Source organism: Aureispira sp. CCB-E (assembly GCF_031326345.1).
Lineage (GTDB): Bacteria > Bacteroidota > Bacteroidia > Chitinophagales > Saprospiraceae > Aureispira.
The window spans coordinates 952960-976760 of sequence record NZ_CP133671.1; the positions used below are offsets into that span (position 1 = coordinate 952960).

A 23801-nucleotide genomic window follows, 5' to 3' on the forward strand; every position below is an offset into this window, starting at 1 on the left:
AAAAAAGGATTGCCTCCCCACAAGACAACCCCTTCACACTAAAATGAAACCCTATGAATTTTAGTAATTATTAGCAAATATTCTTACAGAGTAAAAATGATATTATAAAGATATTTTAAGATGCGTTTTTATTCAAAGACTTTATTTTAAGGTTCTTTTATTTATTATTTTTATTTATAATATATTAATTTTTGTCAATGAGAGTTAGATAGGTATATTAATATATAAAAACGCCCAAAACGAAAATCGTTTTGGGCGCTAATTTCTAAAATTATATGGCAAGTATTTTACCTAAGTAGAATAACACTACCTTTAAGTTGTTCTGTATGTCCATCTTTAAACAAGACATCAGCATACCAAGTATATGTTCCAGAAGGAGCTGGACGACCACGATAGATTCCATTCCATCCTTGCTCTGGTACATTAATCTCTGAGTTGTTGCCCTCAAAGACCAAAGTTCCCCATCTATCGTACACTCTAAAGATCGTTACGGTCTGAACTTTTGCTCCACCTTGAATAAAGAAGTAATCATTCACCCCATCTCCATTTGGCGTAAAGCCTGTTGGAGCATTCGCTCTTCTTAGTTTGGTTACTTCTATCATGACAATACTATCCACTGAACAGCCATTGCTATTTGTTGCTGTAAATTGATATTGTACCGCATCCTGTGGTCTAACTCCAAAGCTAAAGCTGCTGTCTGTTACCAAGCCCATTGCCCCAGAAATTTGTTGCCAACTGTAAGTCACTCCAACCGTATCGTTCAAACTAGCTGCTATCGTCAAGCTATCCAAGTATTCGATGGTTGTATCGCCTGTCATACTTGTGATAAAGAATGGATCTGCATCTTCTACCACCAACATGGTGTCGGCAACACAGCCATTTTCATCTCGAACCGACAAGGTATAAATTCCTGACGCCAAGCCAGAGAAGATATTGCCATTTTGCCACGTACTACCATCAATACTGTATTCTAACAAACCAACTGTCACTGTTCCTCCTGATCCAAATGCGGTCAAGGTTCCTGTTTGATCCCCTGCACACAACGTGCCTGAGGTGTTTCCTGTGATGGTCAATTCATCTGGTTGCGTAATTGAAATAGTAATCGTTTCAAAACAACCTCTACTATCGGTCACTGTTACATCATAAGTCCCTGGTGTCAAATTACTCGCTGTACGTGTTGTCGCACCATTGGACCAATTGTAGTTGTAAGGACTCGTTCCGCCAGTTGCTGTCACTTGTGCAGCTGCATTGCCATCTCCATAACACAAGATGCTATTCGTTGAAGCTATGCTCAAGCTAATTGGAGCAGGCTCTGTAATCGTGTAGTTAAACGTTTCTTGACAACCATCGGCATCCGTTACCGTTACCGTATAATTACCAGCACCCAAGCCTGTCACAGGATTGCTCACCATTCCATTTGACCAGCTGTAATTCACCAATACTTTGTTCGAACCCGTAATGTTGATGGAACCATCGGTCAAACCATGACAACTGATGTTGCTCACTGTTTCTGTTACCGTGATGGGCGTTCCTTCTGTTAAGGTTACCGTTGCCATTGCCGTACAAGCATTGGCATCTGTAACAAGCACCGAAATAGCTCCTGCACTCAAATTCGACGCATTTAATCCTACTTGTCCACTTGGATCAGTCCAAACATAGGTGTAAGGTCCAACTCCACCAGAGGTAGCATTTACGGCAACAGCTCCATTACTTCCTCCAAAACAAGAAACATGTTGTAGAACGGTGGCACTAACTGTCAATTCTGTGGGTTCTCCAATCGTACTGGTTAGTTCTAAAGAACAACCATTGGCATCCGTCACGCTTAGGTTGTAGGTGCCTGCGGGTAAACTATCGGCAACAACAGTTGTTTGAACCGGTGTGCTATTCCATGCGTATTGATAAGGTCTTGTTCCTCCTGTGATAACCGCTCCCAATTCTCCAGTAGAAGAACCGAAACAAAGCGCATTGGCAGCTGTAATATAACCACTCAAAGCATCGTTTGGCTCATTGATGGTAAAGGTATCAATATCAAAACAACCATTGGCATCACTGACCGTAACAGTTTGTACACCCGCCGATAAGCCTGTGGCATTCGGGCTATTTTGTCCAGGAGCACCACTCCATTGGAAGGTGTACCCACTCGTTGGTGTTCCTCCTTGTACTGCCAAGGAGGCTGTTCCATCATTACCACCATGACAAGAAACATCGGTTGTATTAATAATGGTTGCTTGCACAGCGGTTGGTTGTGTTACTATTGCCGTAGCCATTCCAGTACAGCCATTCGCATCGCTTACCGTAACGACATAAGTACCGCCAGCTAAATTACTCGCTGTTGCCGTCGTTTGACTGCCTGCCGCAGCATCCCATTGATAGGTGTATGGTCCAACACCACCACTAACGGTGGCTGTCGCACTTCCTGTCCCTTGTCCATTACAAGTGGCAGGAGTTGTACTGCTGATGGTTGCCAAAACAACCGAAGGTTCACTAATCGTGACGGTTGTTTGTGCCGTACAGTTGTTCGTATCGCTCACCACGACTGTGTAAATACCTGCACTCAAACCTGTTGCTGTTGCTGTGGTTTGGTTGCCTGCTGCGGCATCCCATTGATAAGTGTAAGGACTGGTTCCTCCAGTTCCTTGAGCCGTGGCTGTTCCTGTTGCCGTGCCATTACAACTAGCATCGGTTTGGGCACTAATACTAGCACTTACTGCCGTTGAGGGTTGAGTAATCGTCACACATTCTACATGTGTACAAGCATTGGCATCGGTGATCGTCACACAATGTACGCCTGCACTTAATCCTATGGTCGTGGCGGCACTGCTACCATTCGACCAACGATACACATAAGCGGTCAAGCCAATTGGTGTTCCACCACTACCTTGTGCTGTAGCACTGGTGGTGCCACCGAAACAGTCGATAGGATCAGCACTAATGCTTCCTGTTAAAACGGTTGGTTCGTTGACATTAAACACATCCACTCGATCACAACCATTGGCATCGGCGACCGTCACGGAGTAGACGCCTGCTGCTAAACCAGTCGCTGTAGCGGTTGTTTGAACAGGAGTCGTTGACCAAGTATAAGTATAGTTGCCAACACCACCACTTGGATAAGCTGTCGCACTTCCTGTTGCCGTCCCGTGACAAGAAACATCTGTCACGATAACGGAATCAATTAAAACAGAGTCGGGTTCTCCAATAGAGATGGGCAGTGCAATCTCACAGTTGTTTCCATCTCGTACAAAAACGGTGTAAGAACCTGCTCCTAAATTGTTGTAAGTATTGATATTGCTAAAGACATTGCCTGTTTGACCTGGTCCTGTAATTTTATATTCATAACCATTGACTCCTAAGGTTCCTGTTCCAGGAGTGGCATTGACTAAGATTTGTCCGTTGGCATCTCCATGACACAAGACATCAACAGCGGTGTAGGTGGCTGCTAATTGTACTGGGTCAGCAATGGTAATGCAAGTATCCATTTGACAACCGGCTACATCGGTGACGGTGACACAATAAGTCCCCGCTACCAAACCATTGATGTTGGCGGTATTTTGTCCTTGTGGACTCCAAACATAGCTGTAACCACCACTTCCACCAGCCACAACCACACCAACCGATCCGTCGGCAGCTCCAGTACAACTAATGGCAGCACCATTGTAGTTGCTTAGAACTTGTGGATTTAATGTGATAGCTGTTGGTTCGGTTAAGACAGAACCTGTGCTCACACTACAACCATTGGCATCGGTTACCGTTACGGTATGTGCTCCAGCACAAACGTTGGTGGCGATGCTTGTATTTTGTCCGTTGCTCCATTGATAGGTGTAATTTGGTGTTGCTCCTTGTGCATCTACTTCTATGCTACCATCACAACTTCCATAACAAGATGGATTTAATTGGTTGATAATGGCGGCAGTTAATGTTGTCGCTGGTTCAAAGACATCTCCATTACCTGTAATGGTACAACCTGTAAAATCCGTAACGGTAACGGTGTAATTACCAGCAGCTAGATTATTAGCGGTGGCGGTAGTTTGACTGTTGGCAGCAGGATTCCATTGATAAGTATAAGGGCTATTTCCCCCCACTACTGCCACCGTTAAGCTTCCGTCATTACCACCAAGACAAGCCACAGAATCAGACGTGAAACTTAATGTGAGTTGAGTAGGCTGATTCACGGTACCCGTACCAATTAAAGTACAACCATTATCATCCGTAATTGTAACTCCATAAACGCCCGCAAGTAAGCCTGTAGCAGTAGCCGAAGTTTGTCCGTTGCTCCAAGCGTAAGAGTAGGGTTGTGTTCCTCCTGTAGCACTAACGGTCAATTGACCATCGTTACCACCAAAACAACGAACGTCAGTCACAGCAAAACTCATGTTGGTTAACAAGGCTGGCTCGTTTACTTGGATACAAGTATCTACTGTACAGCCATTACCATCAGTAGCTGTTACACAATGTAGACCAGCTGATAGACCTGTTGCCGTAGCAGTAGTTTGTGTGTTACTATTCCAAACATAGCTAAAGCCTCCTACGCCTCCACTTACATTGATCGTGGCACTTCCGTCTATACCACCATTACAAGACACATCGGTACGAGCGGTTGTAAAGTTTAATGGAGATGGCTGTGTAATGGTATAGTTTTCTGTAATCGAACAACCATTGGCATCTGATATAGTTACGGTATAAGAACCAATTGCTTGCCCAGGACTTGTTGCGGAAGCTGTTGCTCCAAAGCCCCAATTATAAGTATAAGAAGGAACACCAGGAGTTCCTCCAGCTACAACAGCTGTGGCTGTTCCATCATTACCACCAAAACAGCTTACTTGTGCAGTAGTTATGGATGCTGTTAATTGGCTTGGTTCAGTTACTATAACACTAACTGTATCGTTACATCCATTTAAGTCACTTACCGTCACTAAGTAGGTTCCTGCATTTAATCCAGTTACTGTAGCTGTTGTTTGATTCATTGCATTATTGTCCCAGACGAATGTATATGAGCCAATTCCTCCAGTACCAATAGCTGTAGCGGTTCCATCAGATGAACCATTACAAGATGTTGGAGTACTAGTTGCTGAAGCAGAAACCGCATTGGGTTCGGTGATTGTCACAACAGAGCTTGCTGTACAACCGTTTGCATCTGTTGCAATGACAGAATAGACTCCATCACAAATATTAGTAGCGACAGCTGTTGTTTGATTGCCTGCTGCTGCTCCCCAAGTATAGTTTATGGAACCTGTACCTCCTGTCGCATTTGCAGTCAATTCTCCATCACAAACGCCATGACAACTAATTGAAACGCCGTTGTAATTAGATGTTACACTACTGGTTAAAGTAATTGCAGAAGGTTCGCTGATTGTTACAGAAGCTGTTGTAGCACAACTATTAGCGTCTGTTACTGTAACGGTATAAGTTCCTGCAGTTAAGTTAGAAGCTGTTGCAGTTGTTTGTCCATTAGCATCAGACCAAAGATAGCTGTAAGCAATTGTACCGCCTGTTGCAGAGACTGTCGCTGCACCATTATTACCACCATTACAAGTAATACTTGTTGAACTACTAATGGTAGCAGTGAGAGGGGCAGGTTCAGTAATTGTTACACTAGCAGAGTTGCTACAGCCATTAGCATCGGTTGCCGTAACAGTATGTGTTCCTGCGGTTAGACCGGTTGCTGTTGCTGTTGTTTGTCCTCCAATACTCCATGAGTAGCCAATTGTTCCAATGCCTCCTGTGCCTAAGGCAGTAGCATCTCCATTGTTTAGACCATTACAACTAACATTAGTTTGCGCTGTGATGGATACAGAGACAGGCGTAGGTTCTATAATGGATACACTAATAGTGTCGTTACATCCATTCATGTCAGAAACCGTAACGGTATAAGTTCCTGCGGTTAGACCAGTAGCTGTTGCAGTTGTTTGATTACTAGGATCTGACCAGTTGAAACTATAAGTTCCTACACCACCTGCACCCGCAGCGGTAGCGGTACCATCATTCCCAGCATTACAGGTAATGGTTGTAGAGTTAGCAATAGAAGCGGTAACGGCAGAAGGTTCAGTAATAATTACATTGGTAGAGTCACTACAGCCATTGGCATCCGTTGCGGTAACGCTATATGTTCCAGCAGATAGGTTAGAGGCTGTTGCCGTTGTTTGATTGTTGGCATTGGCATCCCAAATATAAGAGAAAGAGCCAGTACCACCTGTAGCTAAAGCAGTTGCTGCACCATTTGATTCCCCATTACATAAAACATTGACTTGTGTTGGAATGGTAACAGTAATAGCAGCAGGTTCTGTAATTGATATATTGGTAATAGAATCTTGGCAACCATTATTATCTGTAATGGTAACACTATATGTTCCTGCTGTTAGGTTGCTCGCAATAGCCGTTGTTTGTGTATTGTTCCAAGTAAAGTTGTATGAAGGTGTGCCTCCTGAAGCAGAAACGGTAGCACTACCGTCATTTCCATTATTACAAGAAACATTATTAGTATTGTCCAAATTAGGTACAATGGCAGTCGGCTCTGTCAAGGTCACACAAACAATTTCTGAACAACCTAGAGAATCCGTAATGTTAACACAATGTTGTCCAGCAGCTAGGTTAACTGAGGAAGTATCGTTAGAACCATTGGTCCAAGTGTAGGTATATCCTGTTCCATTAGCTTGATTGATGGTAAAAGGTGTACCTCCTGAAGCCGTGATGTGAATGCCAGCATTGTTGCCACCAAAACAGCTTACCGTACTATCTATGGTGATTGTGCCAGATACTGCTGCGGTGGGTTCTGTGATCGTGACTGTAGCTACTGCTGCACAATTAAATGAATCGGTCACTGTAACACTATAGAAGCCATCTGGTAAATTAACGGCTTGTGCTGTTGTTTGTCCATCTGACCAAATAAAGTTATAGGTACCACCAGCGCCTCCACTTCCTGAAACAGTAGCATCACCTGTACTGGTGTTGAAACAAGTTACATTGTTAGAATCAACCATTGTCGCTGTAACGGCTGTTGGTTCTGTGATGGTAACTGTAGCTACGGCCGTACAAAGGTTCGCATCGGTTGCTGTTACGCTATAGGTATTGGCTGCTAAATTGGTTGCATTTGCTGTCGTTTGATTTCCTGTATTAGCATCCCATAAGTAATTAAATGCCCCTGTACCTCCTGTTGCGTTGGCTAAAGCAGACCCGTTGGAAGCGCCATTACATGCAAGATTGGTAGGAGTAACAGTTAAAGTAATAGCAGTAGGTTCTGTAATTGATATGTTGGTAATAGAATCTTGACAACCATTATTATCTGTGATAGTAACACTGTATGTTCCAGCTGTAAGGTTATTAGCAGCAGCAGTTGTTTGTGTGTTGCTCCAAACGAAGTTATATGCAGGCGTACCTCCTGAAGCGGAAACCGTAGCACTACCATCATTTCCGCCATTACAAGAAACATTATTAGTATTGTCCAAATTAGCCACAATGGCAGTTGGTTCTGTCAAGGTCACACAAACAATTTCTGAACAACCTAGAGAGTCCGTAATGGTAACACAATGTTGTCCAGCAGCTAGGTTAACTGAGGAAGTATCGTTAGAACCATTGGTCCAAGTGTAGGTATATCCTGTTCCATTAGCTTGGTTAATGGTAGAAGGTGTACCTCCTGAAGCCGTGATGTGAATACCAGCATTGTTGCCACTAAAACAGCTTACCGTACTATCTATGGTGATTGTACCAGATACCGCCGTGGCAGGTTCTGTAATGGTGACTGTAGCTACTGCTGTACAGTTATTGGCATCTGTTATTGTGACGGTGTATGTTGCTGGTGTTAGCCCTGTAATTTGATTGGTAGTAGCATTTGTAGACCATAAAATACTATAAGGGCTAGTGCCCCCGCTAGGTGTAACAGTGGCATCGCCATCCGATCCGCCCAAACAACTTACGTTGGTTGAATCTGTCATTGTTGCCGTTAAAGGACTAGCTGGTTGATTAACAGTTGTACTATCAATTAGGGTACAACCACTAGCATCAGTAGCTGTAACAATGTAGTTACCTGGTGTTAGTCCTGTAATAGTTGGTGTTGTTTGAGCACCAGCACTCCAGACAAAACCAATTGGTGCATTGCCACCAGTGCTACTAACTGTAGCCGTTCCATTGGCATTCCCAAAACAGTCAATATCTGTACTATCTACTGCAATAGAAAATGTTGGAGGAGCAGCAATATTAACTCCCCCTGTAATGGTACAGGTTCCCGTTGCGTCTGTCACGGTAACAGTATAGTTACCTGCGGTCACTCCTGTAACAGCATCTTGGTTGGTAGGGAAGGTAGCAGAGTTACCGCCTGACCAGTTGTACACATAGGGTTGAGCACCCACATTAGCATTGACAGTAATTCCTGTTGTGTCATTAGGGCATAGTAGCGTACCATTGGCAACAGGATTCATGGTAGGTGTAATGCTGCTTAAAACAAAGCTTGCTGTTGCAGTACAACCATTGGCATCTGTTGCTGTAACGGTATAATTACCTGCTCCTAAGTTATTAATTAGAGGGGTTGTTTCGTTGTTATTCCATAAGTAAGTAACAAATGGTGTTCCTCCAGTTGCTTCTATTTCGATACTTCCAGAGTTGATACAAGCTGGGTTGGTTGAGTCTACAAAATTAATAGCCAGCGCAGGTTGTTGTGTAATATCAAAATTCACACTTGAAGTACAACCCAACCCATCTGTTACGGTTACACTATAGTTAGCGCCAGGTAATCCTGTTCTTGTTGGAGGACCAACTCCAATATCAGACCATGTATATGTCAAAGGAGGAGTTCCTCCATTGGTATTAACCGTAACACTACCATTGGTGTTGCCACAAGTAGCAGGGCTAGTTGTTTGTACAAATACATTAGGAGCACCAATTCCAGGGAAAAGAGAAACGCTATCAACATTAGAACAGCCTGTAACCGTTTCTGTGACCGTTACATAGTAAGCACCAACTGACAAACCTGAGTTGGTTGAGGTTACCGCTGCATTGGTATTAAAGGAATTAGACCAGTTGAAATTGTATAGCCCTGTTGGATTTGTAATTGTTGCTGTTGCAGAACCATTGCCATTACAAGTCGGATCTACAGTTGTAAAGCTAACCGAAGGAGTTGGATTAACTGTAATTGTAAAGTTGATAACGACAGGACAAGCAACAATAGGTGTACTAGGTGTCGGCGTTACAGAGTAAACTGTAGCTGTATAGGTCGTTGTTGTTGAAGGGTTGACTATAACTGCAGACGGTGTCATAGAGATCATATCTGTAGTCGGTGTCCAAACAACTGAATCGGTTGCTGTTAGCCCTGTGAGTGTTAGCGTAGTCGTATCTCCATCACAAATGCTTACATCGCCAGAACCCGTCACACTTGGGCGAGGAGTAACATATAAGTAAACCGTATCTTCAGGCGATAAACCACAACAATCTGTAATAATCGACAACGTTATAGGATAGAATCCAGGTGTGTTAAATTGGCTATTAACTGTCTGGATGCTTCCTGGATTTGGAATAGCACCATTAAAATTCCAAGCATAATCATCTGCAAAGAATTGGCTTTCGAAATTGGTGAAATCCCCTTCACAAACGGTGAATGTATCAGGTCCAACAACAGTAGCATTACTTAGGATATTGGGAACGATAGTATTCTCGAATGAAATATTATGAAACCCAGCGTAAGTGTTAGAGCCTAATCCTACTGTATAACGATCTATGGTTGAATAGATTGTTGTTGCAGGATTGGTGCCACTTGTTGCAGGGGTAGCAAAATTTGTAGTAGCGTCAAAGTCCCAAGTAGCTCCTGTTGTTGCCATATCTTGAAATTGTACATTGACATCGGTACAATTGATATTAGAAACTTGAATGACTGGTTGAGCAGCTAAGTTAAAAGTGATGTCTGTTGATACTGGAGCAGAGCCACCAGACTGGAAAATAGTATTATTTTCGCCAGGTTGGCCACTACCACCTTGTCCACCGTCTCCGCCGTCTCCGCCATCTCCGCCGTCTCCACCACAACCAACTTCACCACCATGGTAAGTACTACCCAAACCTCGATTACCACCATTACCACCATTACCACCAGCACCACCAGCACCACCGGCACCAGCAGCACCAGCGTTTAAGTTTGATTGTGTGAAATTGCCATTAGTACCATTTAGGAACAGGTAAATAGAGTAAGATGAACCTCCACCTAATCCACCCAATCCACCAGTACCGGCTTGACCGCCGCCACCGCCGCCACCGCCGCCGGATCCTTTTCCATCACGACAGAAGAAGCCACCTTCACCAGCACCACCGCCACCGCCGCCGCCGCCAGCGCCACCAGTACCATTTGTTCCTGCACCGCCTTGACCGCCAGGAACCCAAAAACCTCCTATATGAGAACCCACAGGACCAGGACTACCACCAGTACCATTTGTACCGTCTGCTCCATTTTGAGCGTCGCGTCCTGATTCGCTTGAACCACAGTTTAAGCTACTGTTACAGCCACTTTCTTGACCACCAGCACCAGGAGCACCTAAAGCACCACCACCATTACCACCACTAGCTCCATCTCTATCTTCTCCACCACCAGAACCTCCTCCGGCACCACCACCACCGTTGATTCCAGTGGGAGCAGCACCATTTTGCCCTGCATTGGCACCAGTTGTACAACAACCACCACCATTACCAAAGGCAGTACCGCCACCACCAGCACCACCACGACCACCACCACCGTTGCGGTTTTCGTCGTCATTATCACCATTTTGACCATTAATACCGTTGGCCCCAGGGGCTCCATTAGTACCTGCATTTCCTGTTCTACCAGCCGCTGCATTACCAGGTTGAATTTGGCATCGAACAATATCATAGTTGGAACAGGATGTCATGTGCATACCGTAGGTAGACATTCCTGGTTGGTTGGCATTATCTGTTCTAATCGTTAAATCTTGGAAACGGAAACCTGTTGCACCATTTCCATAAAAGGCTACCAGACGTTGTGCGTTAACGACACCTTCTGGATTAGCTGTTGTTCTGTTGATAATTGTAGCACCAGGGGTACTTGTTTTTGTCCAAGCATTTCCTTGGTCAAATCCACCCTCTAAAGTAACAAAGCTTCCTATGGTAAGTGGATTATTAATATTATAAGTTCCTGTTGCTATTTTTATAACAGCATTATTACAAGCCGCACGACTCAAGGCTTCTGCTAAGGTCGTAGGACTTGCTTGGGTTCCTGGATTAGCGACCGCACCAGTTGTAGAAACATATATATTAACACAGCTAGGCAGTGCAGGGGGAGTCCCAACGACCAAGAATGCTGTATCTGTAGTAATACAACCCGTACCAGGATTGGTAACTTCAAGAACATAAGGGTAAGTTCCTGCAGCAGTAGGCACAGAAACAGGGATAGAAGAAGAAGTGCCAGTAACAGTTCCTGCCCCTAAAGGAGCCGAACTAGGGTCGAACCACTGAAAATTCATGCCTGTTTGATCGGTTGTTCCTGTTAAGACAAAGTTTGCCCCTCCACATACTTCTGCTGTAGTAGGAAATACAGAAGCTGTAGGGTCATCTGCAACCATTACGCTCACAGCATCCATAGATACACAGCCATCGGTATAGGTTAAGGCAACCGTATAGCTAGTAGTAGCAGAAGGATGAGCACCTGTTGATGCTGTACTAGGGCTTGTCAAGTCAGCTGTAGGTGTCCACGAAAAGGTACTAATCATTCCGCCTGGAGCTGTTGTGGTTGCTGTTAAAGTTGCTGTATCTCCTTCACATATCTGGACATCAGGTCCTGCATTGACAGGAGGGTTGGGGTTAGGCCCTACTACAATGGTAAAAGATTGGCTATTCTGCCCAACGATAGGACAGGCATCGTCTTCGGCTGTTATGACAAAAACATAGGTTCCTTGATCTCCGATGGAGGTGTTCCAACAGAAAGTTCCTGTTGTTGAAGCCCCTGAGCCCGTTTGTGTAAACGTAGCACCAGGTATGTTATTGCTGTATGTCATCGTGATATTTTGCCCTGCGTCTGTATCCGCAGCATTGATATCAAAACAAATTAAACCACCTTCACAGACTGTTGTATCAAAAACGGTGGGGCTGCCATTGATACCAGAAACATTGGGTATGGTATTACTACAGTTGGTTATATTGAATTGGATATCTCGAACCATTGTACTGATCAAAACACCATTTCTATATTCTTCTACAAGTACACACAAAACAGCTACTTGAGGTTGGTTCGCTGTAAATTGAATTTCTCCTGTTTGTGGGTCTAAAGTAATTGGAACGGTTAATGGGTTGGTTCCACTGAAACCACCTCCGTATGTAACAGAAGAACCAGCACCTTGTAAACAGTTGGTCATAGAGTAAACTAAAGAGTCTCCGTCCGCATCTGATGCTAGTTGTTGGTAATTGACTGTTTGACCTACGCAAGCAAATAGTTGTGGGTTGTTGGCAAATGAAGGAGAGCTGTTGCAAGGGTTAAGCGTATTATCTAACGTTGTTTGTACGTAGATACTGTTGCTACCTGGACCACTTAGATTGGTGATCGCATTATTACGACAACAAGAAGTTGAGGAAAGCACCCAATCATTGCAGCCAGAAGGAAGCGTCAAAGTGCCTTGAAAAACATGTAGCTCTACTCCAATACTGCCACTTCCTCCACATGCGCTTGTCTGGGATGGACAAAGTGGGGTAATGTCTGTAACGGATTGAGATGTAAGAGTTAAACTGGAAGACACTCCACAAGAAGCAGAACTGTAGTTTACAATTTGAGTGTTTCCAACACTAACGCCATTACAATCTCTATAAACATTTAGTGTAACCAAATATTGGTTAGGACCTATACAGTCGTACTCTATGACAAAGCCTGTATAGTGTGTGGCGGAACTGAAGGTACTCATTCCGAGCCATAGTGCTCCAATCAACCATAAACGTTGAATGAAGAAGTGTAAATGAAATCGCATAGATTAAAATTTTGTCTTGACTAACAAATAATTTCTTTGATGTCTTTAAGAAGCTTAGATTCTTGGTGTGAAAATGTGTTTTTTTTAATTGATGGGTTGGGTAACTTGGAATTTAAATGATTTTCGGATTTATTAAATATATGTTCTTCGGTGATGTTTGTTATAAGTCGCATACGGAAGGGGGAGTATGATTTTTTATTTCACTTAATTTTAACGTTTTTAACTGGAGGGATATTATCAGTTAAAATAAGTTTTTTGGTTTTATAAAAATATCATTACAAGGCTATTAAGGTAACGATATTTAAGATAATAATTTGTAGCTTTTTTGGTTTTTTTTTCAATCAAGTAGTTAAATTTTATGATTTATATAACAATTAGATTTTTTTTAATAAGTATTTAGGGTGTTATTAGTTTGTTTATCAGTTGTTTGAGTGTGGTTGATTGGCTTTGCTGAATGACTAAATGGGCTGTTTTTTTTAGTTTAAAAAATTATTAAATTATTTTAATTGTACAATTAAAGTGACAGCAGACTTACGAAAGTACAATTTTTATGTAAAAATTTATAGAATATTCTAAACTCTTCTGTTTCTTTACTTTTGATATTAAAGTATTTTTATATGCCCCTCAATAAGAAACAAAATATGGAACGGATTCAAGAAGAGTTAATCAAAGAAGCTCGTAAGTTAGGTATCACCGTAAACCTGCTAAATGATTGTGCAACAGAAAACTTGCTGTTGATTAAAGGCAAAAAAGAAGTTGTATTTGGTAATTGTGCAACACCTCTAGATCAATTAAGTTATCAAGCCTATTTTGCAGCCAGTAATAAACAGTATTCGAAGTATTTATTTGAACGATTGAAGATATCGCACCCTAAAAGCCTAGTTTTTGGGGATGGGGTGACCGAAAAGAACCAAATTAAGGCATTTATGGAGCAAGACAAAACGTATGTTTGTAAGCCTCTAAATGGTGCAGAGGGGGAAGGGGTTACTATGAATATTAAGACTGAAAAAGGGGTGATTGATGCTTGGAATTTGTGGAAACATAAGTACGCTCAATTTATGGTAGAAGAGCAAGTTGCTGGAAGTGATTTGAGACTCCAAGCTATTGGTGGAAAAATTGTGGCAGCTTGTGTCAGAAAGCCTGCAACCGTGACAGGAGATGGTCGGTTAACAATAGAAGAGTTAGTTGCCCTACGTCAAGCAGAAATCAAAGCTCAAAATCCACTAAATAAGCTTGAATTAGATGTGGCTTCTTTTGAACTGTTAAAAGCGCAGAACTTAAATCTGAAAACAATTCCTAAAGAGGGGCAAAAGGTGCAACTAAAATATGTTGCGAATATGGGGCAAGGAGCAACGTCTATTGATATAACAGATGAAATTCATCCTGCTTACAATGAATGGATTGCTCGTATTACCACTCATTTGAATCTAAGTATTTTTGCTCTAGATGTATTGACGTTTGATCACACTCAAGCCCCTAGCCCAGAAACAGCTTGGGCATTGGAAATCAATGGGGAACCATATTGGTACCACCATACTTTTTCAGAAAGACGAACACATAATATGGCTAAGTTAATCTTAGAAGATGTATTCCACGGTCTGATTTAAGTGGCTTGATGGATTAAAATAGGTGGTGTTTTGCTTGTTTAACGGAATTGGTATCATGAAAAAAGGGCAACAATTACACGAATTGATACACTCTATGAGTAAGAGTGAAAAACGTTATTTTAAAGTGAATAGCAACAAGGAATGTTCTATTTACGAGCGGCTTTTTGATCTTATTTGTACTCAGTCTACCTACGATAGCGGTGCTTTGAGACAGTGCCTAGAGCAAGAAAAGATAAAATCGCCATTAACGAGAATTCAGCACCATTTGTATCAACTAGTTTTGGCTTCTTTAGCTGCTTTTCAAAAAAATAAACACCCACGATATGCTGTACTGCACGCTATTCAACAATATATAATGTTGAGAGATAGAGGACTGCATCATCAAGGAAGGCAGTTGCTACAAAAAGCTTTAAAGATCGCTCAGCAATACAATTATTATGGCTTAATGTTGGAAATTTATGATTTGATGGAGGATTGGATTACGGAGGAAATGAATTACAATAAGGTTTTAGGGCATAAGCAGCAGCTTCAAGACTCCATGGTCAAGCATTTGACGTATACAAGTCATATTGCCGATTTAAAAGAAAAAATATACGAATTGCGCTTGTTTTTTTTAGAACATAATTTTGCCCGAACAGCAGAACACAAAGCATTCTTGTTACAATATTTATCTCCTTGTGAAAGAGAATTAAAGAGGGAACAAAACCAACTGAAACGCCGATTGTTATTGACCATCTTAGTTTATGTGTACTATGGTTTGCAAGATTACAAATCGTTATTATTGACAGAAAAAAGACGTTTGGGGTTATTGGATAAAGATGCCTTTGGAGCACATATATCGCCCTTTTTAGTGTATGCCTATCATCGTAATTTGTTGTGGATTTTATTGCGTAATAAAAACTATGCTGCCCATCAATTATTGGTGCAAAAAATGCAAGAAAATGACTATTGGAAAGGACGATTTACTTCCAATTTTTATGCCGTTAAATTAGAAATAGCCGAGAAAGTAACGCAATTATATGCTCGTGTAGAACAGGGACATTATAGACCTGCTTATCATCAAATAGATCAACTATGGTCTTTTTATCAGCAGACAGAGAAGCACTGGGATAGCAATTTGTTGGTACATGCTTTAATTGTATTTATGAACACGACGTTTTGTTTGGGGAAATACAACGAGACTATTGATTGGTTGCAGTGGCTAGAACGAAAAATTCCACCCTCAGATTTATTACCCTATCGGAATATGGGAAAAATTGCTCATTTGTTAATTCATGATGGTTTAGGTGCTTCTCAATACATTCAAAATGTCTTAGAATCAACTCGCATCCGTTTATACAGAAAGCATGCATTTTTTGAGGTAGCCAGTTTGTTTTTAAAATTTTTTAAGAAAAAAATTAATCGTTCTGTTGTTGTAGAAGAAGCATTATTATTAGAATACAAAAAGAAAATGGAAAAAGTAGCTGTGCAAGAAGGGCAAAAAGGTTTCTTTATCTTATTTAATTTTGTAGATTGGTTTGATAGCAAATTGCAAGATTGTACAATTGCCGCATTGAATCGGAATTTTTAGCGTTGAAACGTAAAATAATGGATGAAGTAATAGGAGGACAGTTAACTAGTGGTCTAACGCCAAGCTTAATTTTAGGAATTATAGGAAGCTATTTTGCCTTATTGATGATAATTGCCTTTTGGACAGGTAGAAAAGCCAACAACCAAGATTTTTTTAATGCCAATCGTGCTTCGCCATGGTACTTGGTTGCCTTTGGAATGATAGGCACCTCATTGTCGGGAGTTACCTTTATTTCTGTGCCAGGGATGGTTGGCGCTGCTTATTTGAGCGCAGACATCAACCAAGCCACTAACATGGAATTTTCTTATATGCAGATGGTGCTAGGTTATCTGGCAGGGTACGCTGTCATAGCTTTATTGTTGTTGCCGTTGTACTATAAATTGCAACTAACCTCTATCTATACTTATTTAGAACAACGGTTTGGGCAGGCTTCTTACAAGACAGGAGCTGCATTTTTTTTGTTATCTAGAATAATAGGCGCATCGTTTCGACTTTATTTAGTAGCGATGGTCTTGTATCTGTTTGTGTTTGAACCTTGGGGAATCCCTTTTTGGATGGTTTCTTTACTGACCATTGTATTAATTTGGATTTATACATTTAAAGGAGGGATAAAAACGATTGTTTGGACAGATACTTTGCAAACCTTGTTTATGCTCATTGCGGTAACAATGACGGTGGTAGAGTTGACCGATGCATTGGGGCTTTCAGCAGGGAATTTATGGTCAAACATTCAATCAGAAGGTTTGGGGCAAATTTTCTTTTTTGAAGGAGGATGGTCTGACCCTAACAACTTTTTTAAACAATTTTTGGCAGGAATGTTTATAGCCATTGTCATGACTGGATTGGATCAGGATATGATGCAAAAGAACTTGACTTGTCGAAATATTGGCGAAGCACAAAAGAATATGTTTAGCTTTAGTATTGTGTTGGTTTTTGTTAACTTTTTCTTTCTAATGTTGGGGGCTTTATTGGCAATGTATGCCTTGCAAAATGGTATCTCTTATGAAAAAGCAGATAGTCTCTATCCAACCATTGCCTTAGAATATTTGCCGTGGGAAGTAGGCGTGTTATTTATTGTTGGTTTGGTAGCGGCTGCCTATTCGAGTGCAGACTCCGCCTTGACAGCCCTCACGACCTCTTTTTGTGTCGATTTTTTGGGACTTAAAACCAATAAAAATATTGCTACGAATGCTTCTTTAGAAAACCAAGAAGATATTTTGGACAGTCCTACTAAGGCTGCTGCTATTGCGCAAGCTACTCCTAGCGAACGCACACGTTATTGGGTACATATTGGATTTTCAATCGTGCTTTTTTGCGTTATTGTTGTTTTTTGGCTGATTAATGACGATTCTGTTGTAGTGGCTTTGTTTAAATTTGCGGGATATACGTACGGACCATTGTTGGGTTTGTATGCCTTTGGTTTATTTACGACTAGAAAGGTAAGGGATAAATTGGTGCCTTGGGTTTGTTTGGTAGCTCCTGTATTAACTTTTTTAATCACCACTTATTCAGAGGTATTGTTCTGGGGGTATAAGTTTGGTTTTGAGTTGTTGTTGGTGAATGGAGCATTGACGGTTGTTGGTTTGATGATGATTACAAAAAAGAAGTAGTGGTGGCTTAGTTTTTTGCAAGTGATGGTTTTATATACAGTATGTTGTAAGTTTAGTATAATTAATTGAATAAATAAAACAATGTTAATGAGTAATTATAAACAGAAGGCAAAGGAAAGTTTTAATACAAAAAAGAATATCTTTTTATTCTCACTTAGTGTAAAGGGTACTCTTAATACGATTAGTGAGGCTAATATCAAATTAGAATTTATAAGATTTGACTTAAAAGAAAACTGTGAAATTATTCGTGATTATGAAAGCTCTTACTGGCAAAAAGATTATGATGATATTGTTGTACAAGAAAAAACGGTAAACCAAATCTATAATGAAATTAAAAAATGGGAAAGTATTAATTCTAGACTGGTTGAAGAACTAAAAATAGATTATGTAAAAAGCTTTCCTACTATTTTTAGTGAAGATGTATTTGAGCGTTTAAAAAATGGAAGTAAATGCCATTATTGCAAAGTGTCTAAAAATGAAATAGAACTCCTGCGAAAACATCGACTTATTAGAAATAAACACGAAACTAGAGGTTATTCGTTCGAAATTGATCGAAAATGGCCAAATTTAGAATATTCTAATGAAAATTGTGTTACCAGCTGTTTTTGGTGTAATAATGCTAAAACAGATGAATATGACGAAAATGAATTTCTTGTAGTTGCAAAAGGAATCCGAAGAATATGGGAATTACGCTTGTCAACAATAGAATGATTTCTAAAAGATAGGGTTTGTAGCTCAAAACTTAAAATTACAAATTTTGTGCGTTTTATGTGTAATAGTCACGATGTGGTCTGACAATTTAGATTTATCGTTCAGTGAAATGAGAAGAAGTCTTATCTTGAAGATATGGCTTCTTTTCTATTTGACCCAACCCTTTTTGAATTGTTTTTTTGAATAGCACAGAACCTAAATAAGAACAAAGTACCTATAGTATTTCTCTAGCCAAAGATTAAAAACAATTACGACGTTAATTTTTTATCATAAAGTTTGGGCTGCAAAATAATTAGATATCTACCATTATATGCCAACACACAAAATACTTTTTATACTAAAAGTAGTGAAAAACAAATAGGACTTACTACATTTGAATATGTTAAATTCAAACCTCAAAAATTAGACAACCATAAAAACTTTAGAATGAAACAACTGATCGAATGTGTCCCCAATTTTAGCGAGGGGCGTGATATGGGAATTATCAAACAAATTACGGACGAAATTGAGCGCGTAGAAGGCGTAAAGTTGTTGGATGTAGACCCTGGGAAAGCAACCAATAGAACTGTAGTGACGTTTGTTGGAGAGCCTGACGCTGTCGTAGAAGCCGCATATCAAGCAATTAAAAAAGCATCTGAATTGATTGACATGCGTCAACATAGCGGAGAACATCCTCGAATGGGAGCTACCGACGTTTGTCCTTTTATTCCAATTGCCAATATCACGATGGAAGAAACCGTAACTTACACCAAAAAGTTGGGTGAACGTGTTGGAGCGGACTTGGATATCCCTGTCTTTTTGTATGAGGCATCGGCGACCGATAGTCGCTGGAAAAACTTAGCAAATATTCGAGCAGGAGAATATGAAAAAATGGAGTCTAAGTTTAAACAAGATGATTACAATCCTGATTATGGTCCCAATCGCTTAAATGTCACAGCAGGTGTTACTGCTATTGGTGCTCGTGATTTTTTGATTGCTTATAATGTTAACTTGAACACCACTTCTACTCGTAGAGCCAACTCTGTCGCCTTTGATGTTAGAGAGGCTGGTCGTGTTAAAAGAGAGGGAGACCCAATTACTGGAAAAATTATGACCGATGAAAATGGCGAAACACTGCGTGAGCCAGGAGCTTGTAAAGCGGTAAAAGGCATTGGTTGGTATATCGAAGAATATGGCATTGCTCAAGTTTCTATGAACTTGACAGACATAAAAGTAACCCCATTTCACATTGTGTTTGAGGAATGCTGCAAATCTGCCAATGCAAGAGGTTTGCGTGTAACTGGATCTGAGCTAGTAGGTTTGATGCCTTTAAATGTCATTTTGGATGCTGGAAAATATTTCTTAAAAAAACAAAATCGTTCTACAGGTATCTCAGAAGCAGAGATTATCAAAATAGCGGTTAAAACAATGGGATTGGATGAGTTGACACCATTTGATCCTAATAAAAAAATTATAGAGTATTTACTAGCAGCGGAAGAAGATACGCCTTTGTTAGATATGACATTGCCTGAATTTGCAGACGAAACAGCTTCAGAAAGTCCTGCACCTGGAGGTGGTTCTATCTCCGCTTATGTAGGAGCACTAGGTGTTTCTTTGGGGACCATGGTTGCCAATTTGTCTTCGCACAAACGTGGTTGGGATGATCGTTGGGAAGAGTTCTCCAATTATGCAGAAGAAGGGCAAGCAATCAAAAAAGAGTTGTTGCGTATGGTGGATGAAGATACCAAATCTTTTAACGGAATTATGGATGCCTTCCGTTTGCCCAAAGGCAATGATGCTGAAAAAGCAGCTCGCCAAACAGCAATTCAAGAAGCTACAAAATATGCGGTAGAAGTTCCCTTAAAAGTAATGGAAACGGCTCTTAAAAGTATGCAAATGATTCAAAAAATGGCAGAAATTGGCAATCCTAATTCTGTAACAGATGCAGGGGTAGGCGCTTTGTGTGCTCGAACGGCAGTGTATGGTGCTTACCTAAATGTCAAAATCAATTTAGGGGGACTGAAAGACAAAACCTATGTAACTACTACATTAGACAAAGCCAATGAATTGTTGAAGGAGGCTAATGAAACCGAAAAACGTGTTTTAGAAATTGTAGATAGCAAGTTATAACAACTTTAAACGTACATTAAGTAAGGTTTAAAAATTAGGTGTTGAGAGCTTAAAATAAGTCTTTTTTTTAGAAAATAGAGACTTGTTTTAGGCTCTTGTTGTATTACAGAACCCTTGTTTTTTCATAGATAGAGCCTCATTCTACCATAATATTTTTTAAGTAAATGACCTCAAACGACTTAAAATCCCAACCTTGCTTTATCTTAAAAAATAGGCAAAAAATTAATAGACTCTTATTATCTTTGCGGAACTATTCATAAACACAACAAACCATTATCTCTACAAAAATGCATCATATGAAATGTCTATTCTTGACGATTTGGGTATGGGGGCTTTGCACCGCATACTTAATGGCACAATCCCCTTTACAAATTCCCCACAATGCACTTAATTCTACAACAATTGACAATCCATCACAATTGCCAATACCAGAAAGTACAACAGCAAATAGTTGTAACATAAGTATTGATAGTATTGTGTCTATTAATTGTAATGGAGATAGCACAGGAGCCATTTATACAGAAACAGTTGTAGATACTTCGGCTTGTTCGTCTGCGGTTGTCGCTATCAATGAGTTTTTGTATGACCCTTCTGTTCAAGATGGGCGCAATCCATACACGGGCGAGTATATAGAATTGATTGGACCTCCTGGAACAGATATTAGTTGTTATGTCCTAACAGATGGAGATTGGACAATTACCTTTCCTGCTGGATCGATTATTCCACCCGATGGATTATTTACCATTGGGAATGATTCTATATGGGGAACAGGAACATTTGATTTGGATGCCGAAAATTGTAATTGTTTTACAGATGGATCTAGTGGAAGTGGATTGTTAATCTTAGGTAATAGTGGAGAGTACATTGCCTTATATAATGCCTTGGGGACTTTTTTGGAAGGAGTCATTTATGGAAATCCATCTACTACGGGCAACAATTATCCTTCTGCAGGAACCGTAATTAACACAATCGGCGCACCAGGATGTCCAAGTTCTGTTGTATTACCTAGCGCAACGGCTTTTGAGACAGCACCTGCTGTAGTCAATGATGATATTTCTTTGATAAGAGACCCCGACGGTTCTGGAGCTTGGGTTCCACAAGTTGGAGGTTCCTTAAACGCTTGTAATGTTTCAAACAATAGTACTACAGTGAGTTACCTTTGGAATACGGGCGATACGACAGAGCATTTATTAGGAATTCCAGCAGGAACTTATACGGTTATTATGACAACTAGTGGTGGGTGTGCAGATACCGTAAGTTATACACTAGTAGAACCGACACCATTAATTGCCAATACTGTTAGTACAGATATTTCTTGTACAGGAGATACAACAGGTGCTATTGATTTGACCATAACGGGAGGAACTGCTCCATATCTATTTAATTGGTCAACTGGTGCTACAACCGAAGATTTAGATTCTTTGTTGAGCGGTAGCTATTGTGTGACCGTAACAGATTCAAATGCTTGTGAGGTAACTTTGTGTGATACAATAGAGGAACCTTTCTTTACTATACCAGTAGATACATTTACTATTTGTGCAGGTGATTCTGTACAACTTCAAGTTAATACCAATATTACAACAATTAATTGGGCACCATCAGGAACGCTAAGTAATGATACGATTCAGAACCCATTTGCAAGCCCAACAAGTACGACAACATATATAGTTTCAACAGTAGGTACAGCTTGTACAACTATGGATTCTATTGTTGTAATCGTTGATAGTTTGAGCATTAATTTAGTTTCAGTCGATCCCCTTTGTAATGGCGATACGACAGGAACGATTAGCTCAGTTGCGGGAGGCAATTATACTTATCAATGGAATACGGGAGATACGACAGCTAACTTGATAAACCTTGGAGCAGGAGTGTATCAACTGACGGTTTCTTCGGGAGCTTGTCAAGATACGTTATCTACTGTATTGAATGAACCAGCAGCAATTGCGTTAACTTTAGCTAATTCTACCAACCCTAGTTGTAATGGAGATAGTACAGGGGCAATTGTTATTAATAATACAGGAGGAACAACGCCTTATACGTATTTGTGGTCGAATACGGCTACAACTCAAGATTTAGATAGTTTGCCTGCGGGAGGGTATAGTTTGACTTTGACCGATAACAATAACTGTACTGCTTCTTTATCCACAGTTTTAACAGAGCCTTCGGCGATTAATATTGCTTATAACACAACAAACGTTAGTTGTGGTGGCTCAAATGATGGAACGGCAACCGTAACGCCAACAGGAGGAACGCCAGGATATACCTATCTTTGGGATGTAACCGCCAATAACCAGACGACGGCGACAGCAACGAATTTGGCTTCAAGTACTTATTCTGTTACGGTAACTGACTTAGCAGGTTGTGAAGCTGAAGCGAATGGCATTTTTGTTAACCCAGGTATTCCAGTAGATAGCAATGATGTGCCATTGGTTATTTTGACGGATTTAGTAGATTGTGCATTGAATCCTATTGGAGCAATGGAAATCAACACTCCTAACAATTATAGTTATTTGTGGAGTAATGGGGCAACAAGTCGAAGTGTTACTGGTTTGGCGGCAGGAACATATTCTGTAACGGTAGCCAATGCTTTGGGATGTACACATGTACAAACAGGAGTTATTAAGAGCCCACTTGTTCCGACAATTAATCCATTTATAGCTAATATAGGACAAATAACAACAACCATAACATCAGGAACAGCAGTTAACATCAATGGAGGGAATGATCAATCGTTCCAAGGAGTAACGTATCTTTGGTCTAGCCCAAGTACCAGCGTAACATTTGCTATGCCTACAGCACATGCTACTACTGCTGTTTCGGGAGAAACAGGGGCATATGTATTGACATTAACAGCGACCGCAAGTGATAGCACAGCGTGTCAAGACACGGCAAGTGTATATCTAAATGTAGAGTCGGTTTATCATGGAATGCCAACGGCGTTTACACCTAATGGTGATGGTGTAAATGATTTGTATCGACCAGCAGGTTTAGATGGCAATGATATTATTACATTCCGAATTTACAACCGTTGGGGGCAAGAAATCTACAATGGAGATAATTTAGACAATCAGGGATGGGATGGGCGTTTTAATGGCGTTGAACAACCAGCAGAAGTCTACTTATTTATAGTAGAGTATCAACTAGGAGCTAACGCAGAGCCTCAAGTAAGAAAAGGGGAATTCACATTGATTCGATAATCAGTTGGTTGTAAAACTTCTAAAAAAAATGCAGGTGTAACTAAAATGTTATACCTGCA

General features: G+C 40.6%; 7 protein-coding genes. 6 read left to right on the forward strand and 1 reads right to left on the reverse strand.

Translation table 11 applies throughout. From position 1 onward, the window contains the following. Window positions 1-287: 287 nt before the first annotated feature. Complete coding sequence (locus QP953_RS03665; RefSeq protein ID WP_309554002.1) at window positions 288-12938, reverse strand: gliding motility-associated C-terminal domain-containing protein; 12651 nt, start codon at window positions 12936-12938, stop codon at window positions 288-290. A 617-nt stretch (window positions 12939-13555) separates the two neighbouring features. On the opposite strand from QP953_RS03665, the gene QP953_RS03670 reads away from it, so the two are divergent. The 6 genes from QP953_RS03670 to QP953_RS03695 all read left to right on the forward strand — a co-directional run bounded on the left by QP953_RS03670 (window position 13556) and on the right by QP953_RS03695 (window position 23742). Next, entirely contained in the window at window positions 13556-14545 is a 990-nt protein-coding gene (locus QP953_RS03670) for a hypothetical protein (RefSeq protein WP_052593411.1), read from the forward strand. Between the two features lie 55 nt (window positions 14546-14600). After that, on the forward strand, window positions 14601-16115 hold the full coding sequence (locus QP953_RS03675) for a hypothetical protein (RefSeq protein WP_309554004.1): 1515 nt from the start codon (window positions 14601-14603) through the stop codon (window positions 16113-16115). A 17-nt stretch (window positions 16116-16132) separates the two neighbouring features. Further along, window positions 16133-17725 carry a sodium:solute symporter gene (locus QP953_RS03680; protein ID WP_309554005.1) on the forward strand — a complete coding sequence of 531 codons (1593 nt, stop codon included), beginning with the start codon at window positions 16133-16135 and terminating at the stop codon, window positions 17723-17725. 87 nt (window positions 17726-17812) lie between these two features. Beyond that, on the forward strand, window positions 17813-18436 hold the full coding sequence (locus QP953_RS03685) for a hypothetical protein (protein ID WP_052593416.1): 624 nt from the start codon (window positions 17813-17815) through the stop codon (window positions 18434-18436). A 426-nt stretch (window positions 18437-18862) separates the two neighbouring features. Then, on the forward strand, window positions 18863-20545 hold the full coding sequence (gene ftcD, locus QP953_RS03690; RefSeq protein WP_052593460.1) for a glutamate formimidoyltransferase: 1683 nt from the start codon (window positions 18863-18865) through the stop codon (window positions 20543-20545). Window positions 20546-20841: 296 nt separating this feature from the next. Next, a complete protein-coding gene (locus QP953_RS03695) occupies window positions 20842-23742 on the forward strand; it encodes a T9SS type B sorting domain-containing protein (RefSeq protein WP_309554006.1) in 2901 nt (966 codons plus the stop codon). The last annotated feature ends 59 nt before the right edge of the window (window positions 23743-23801 follow it).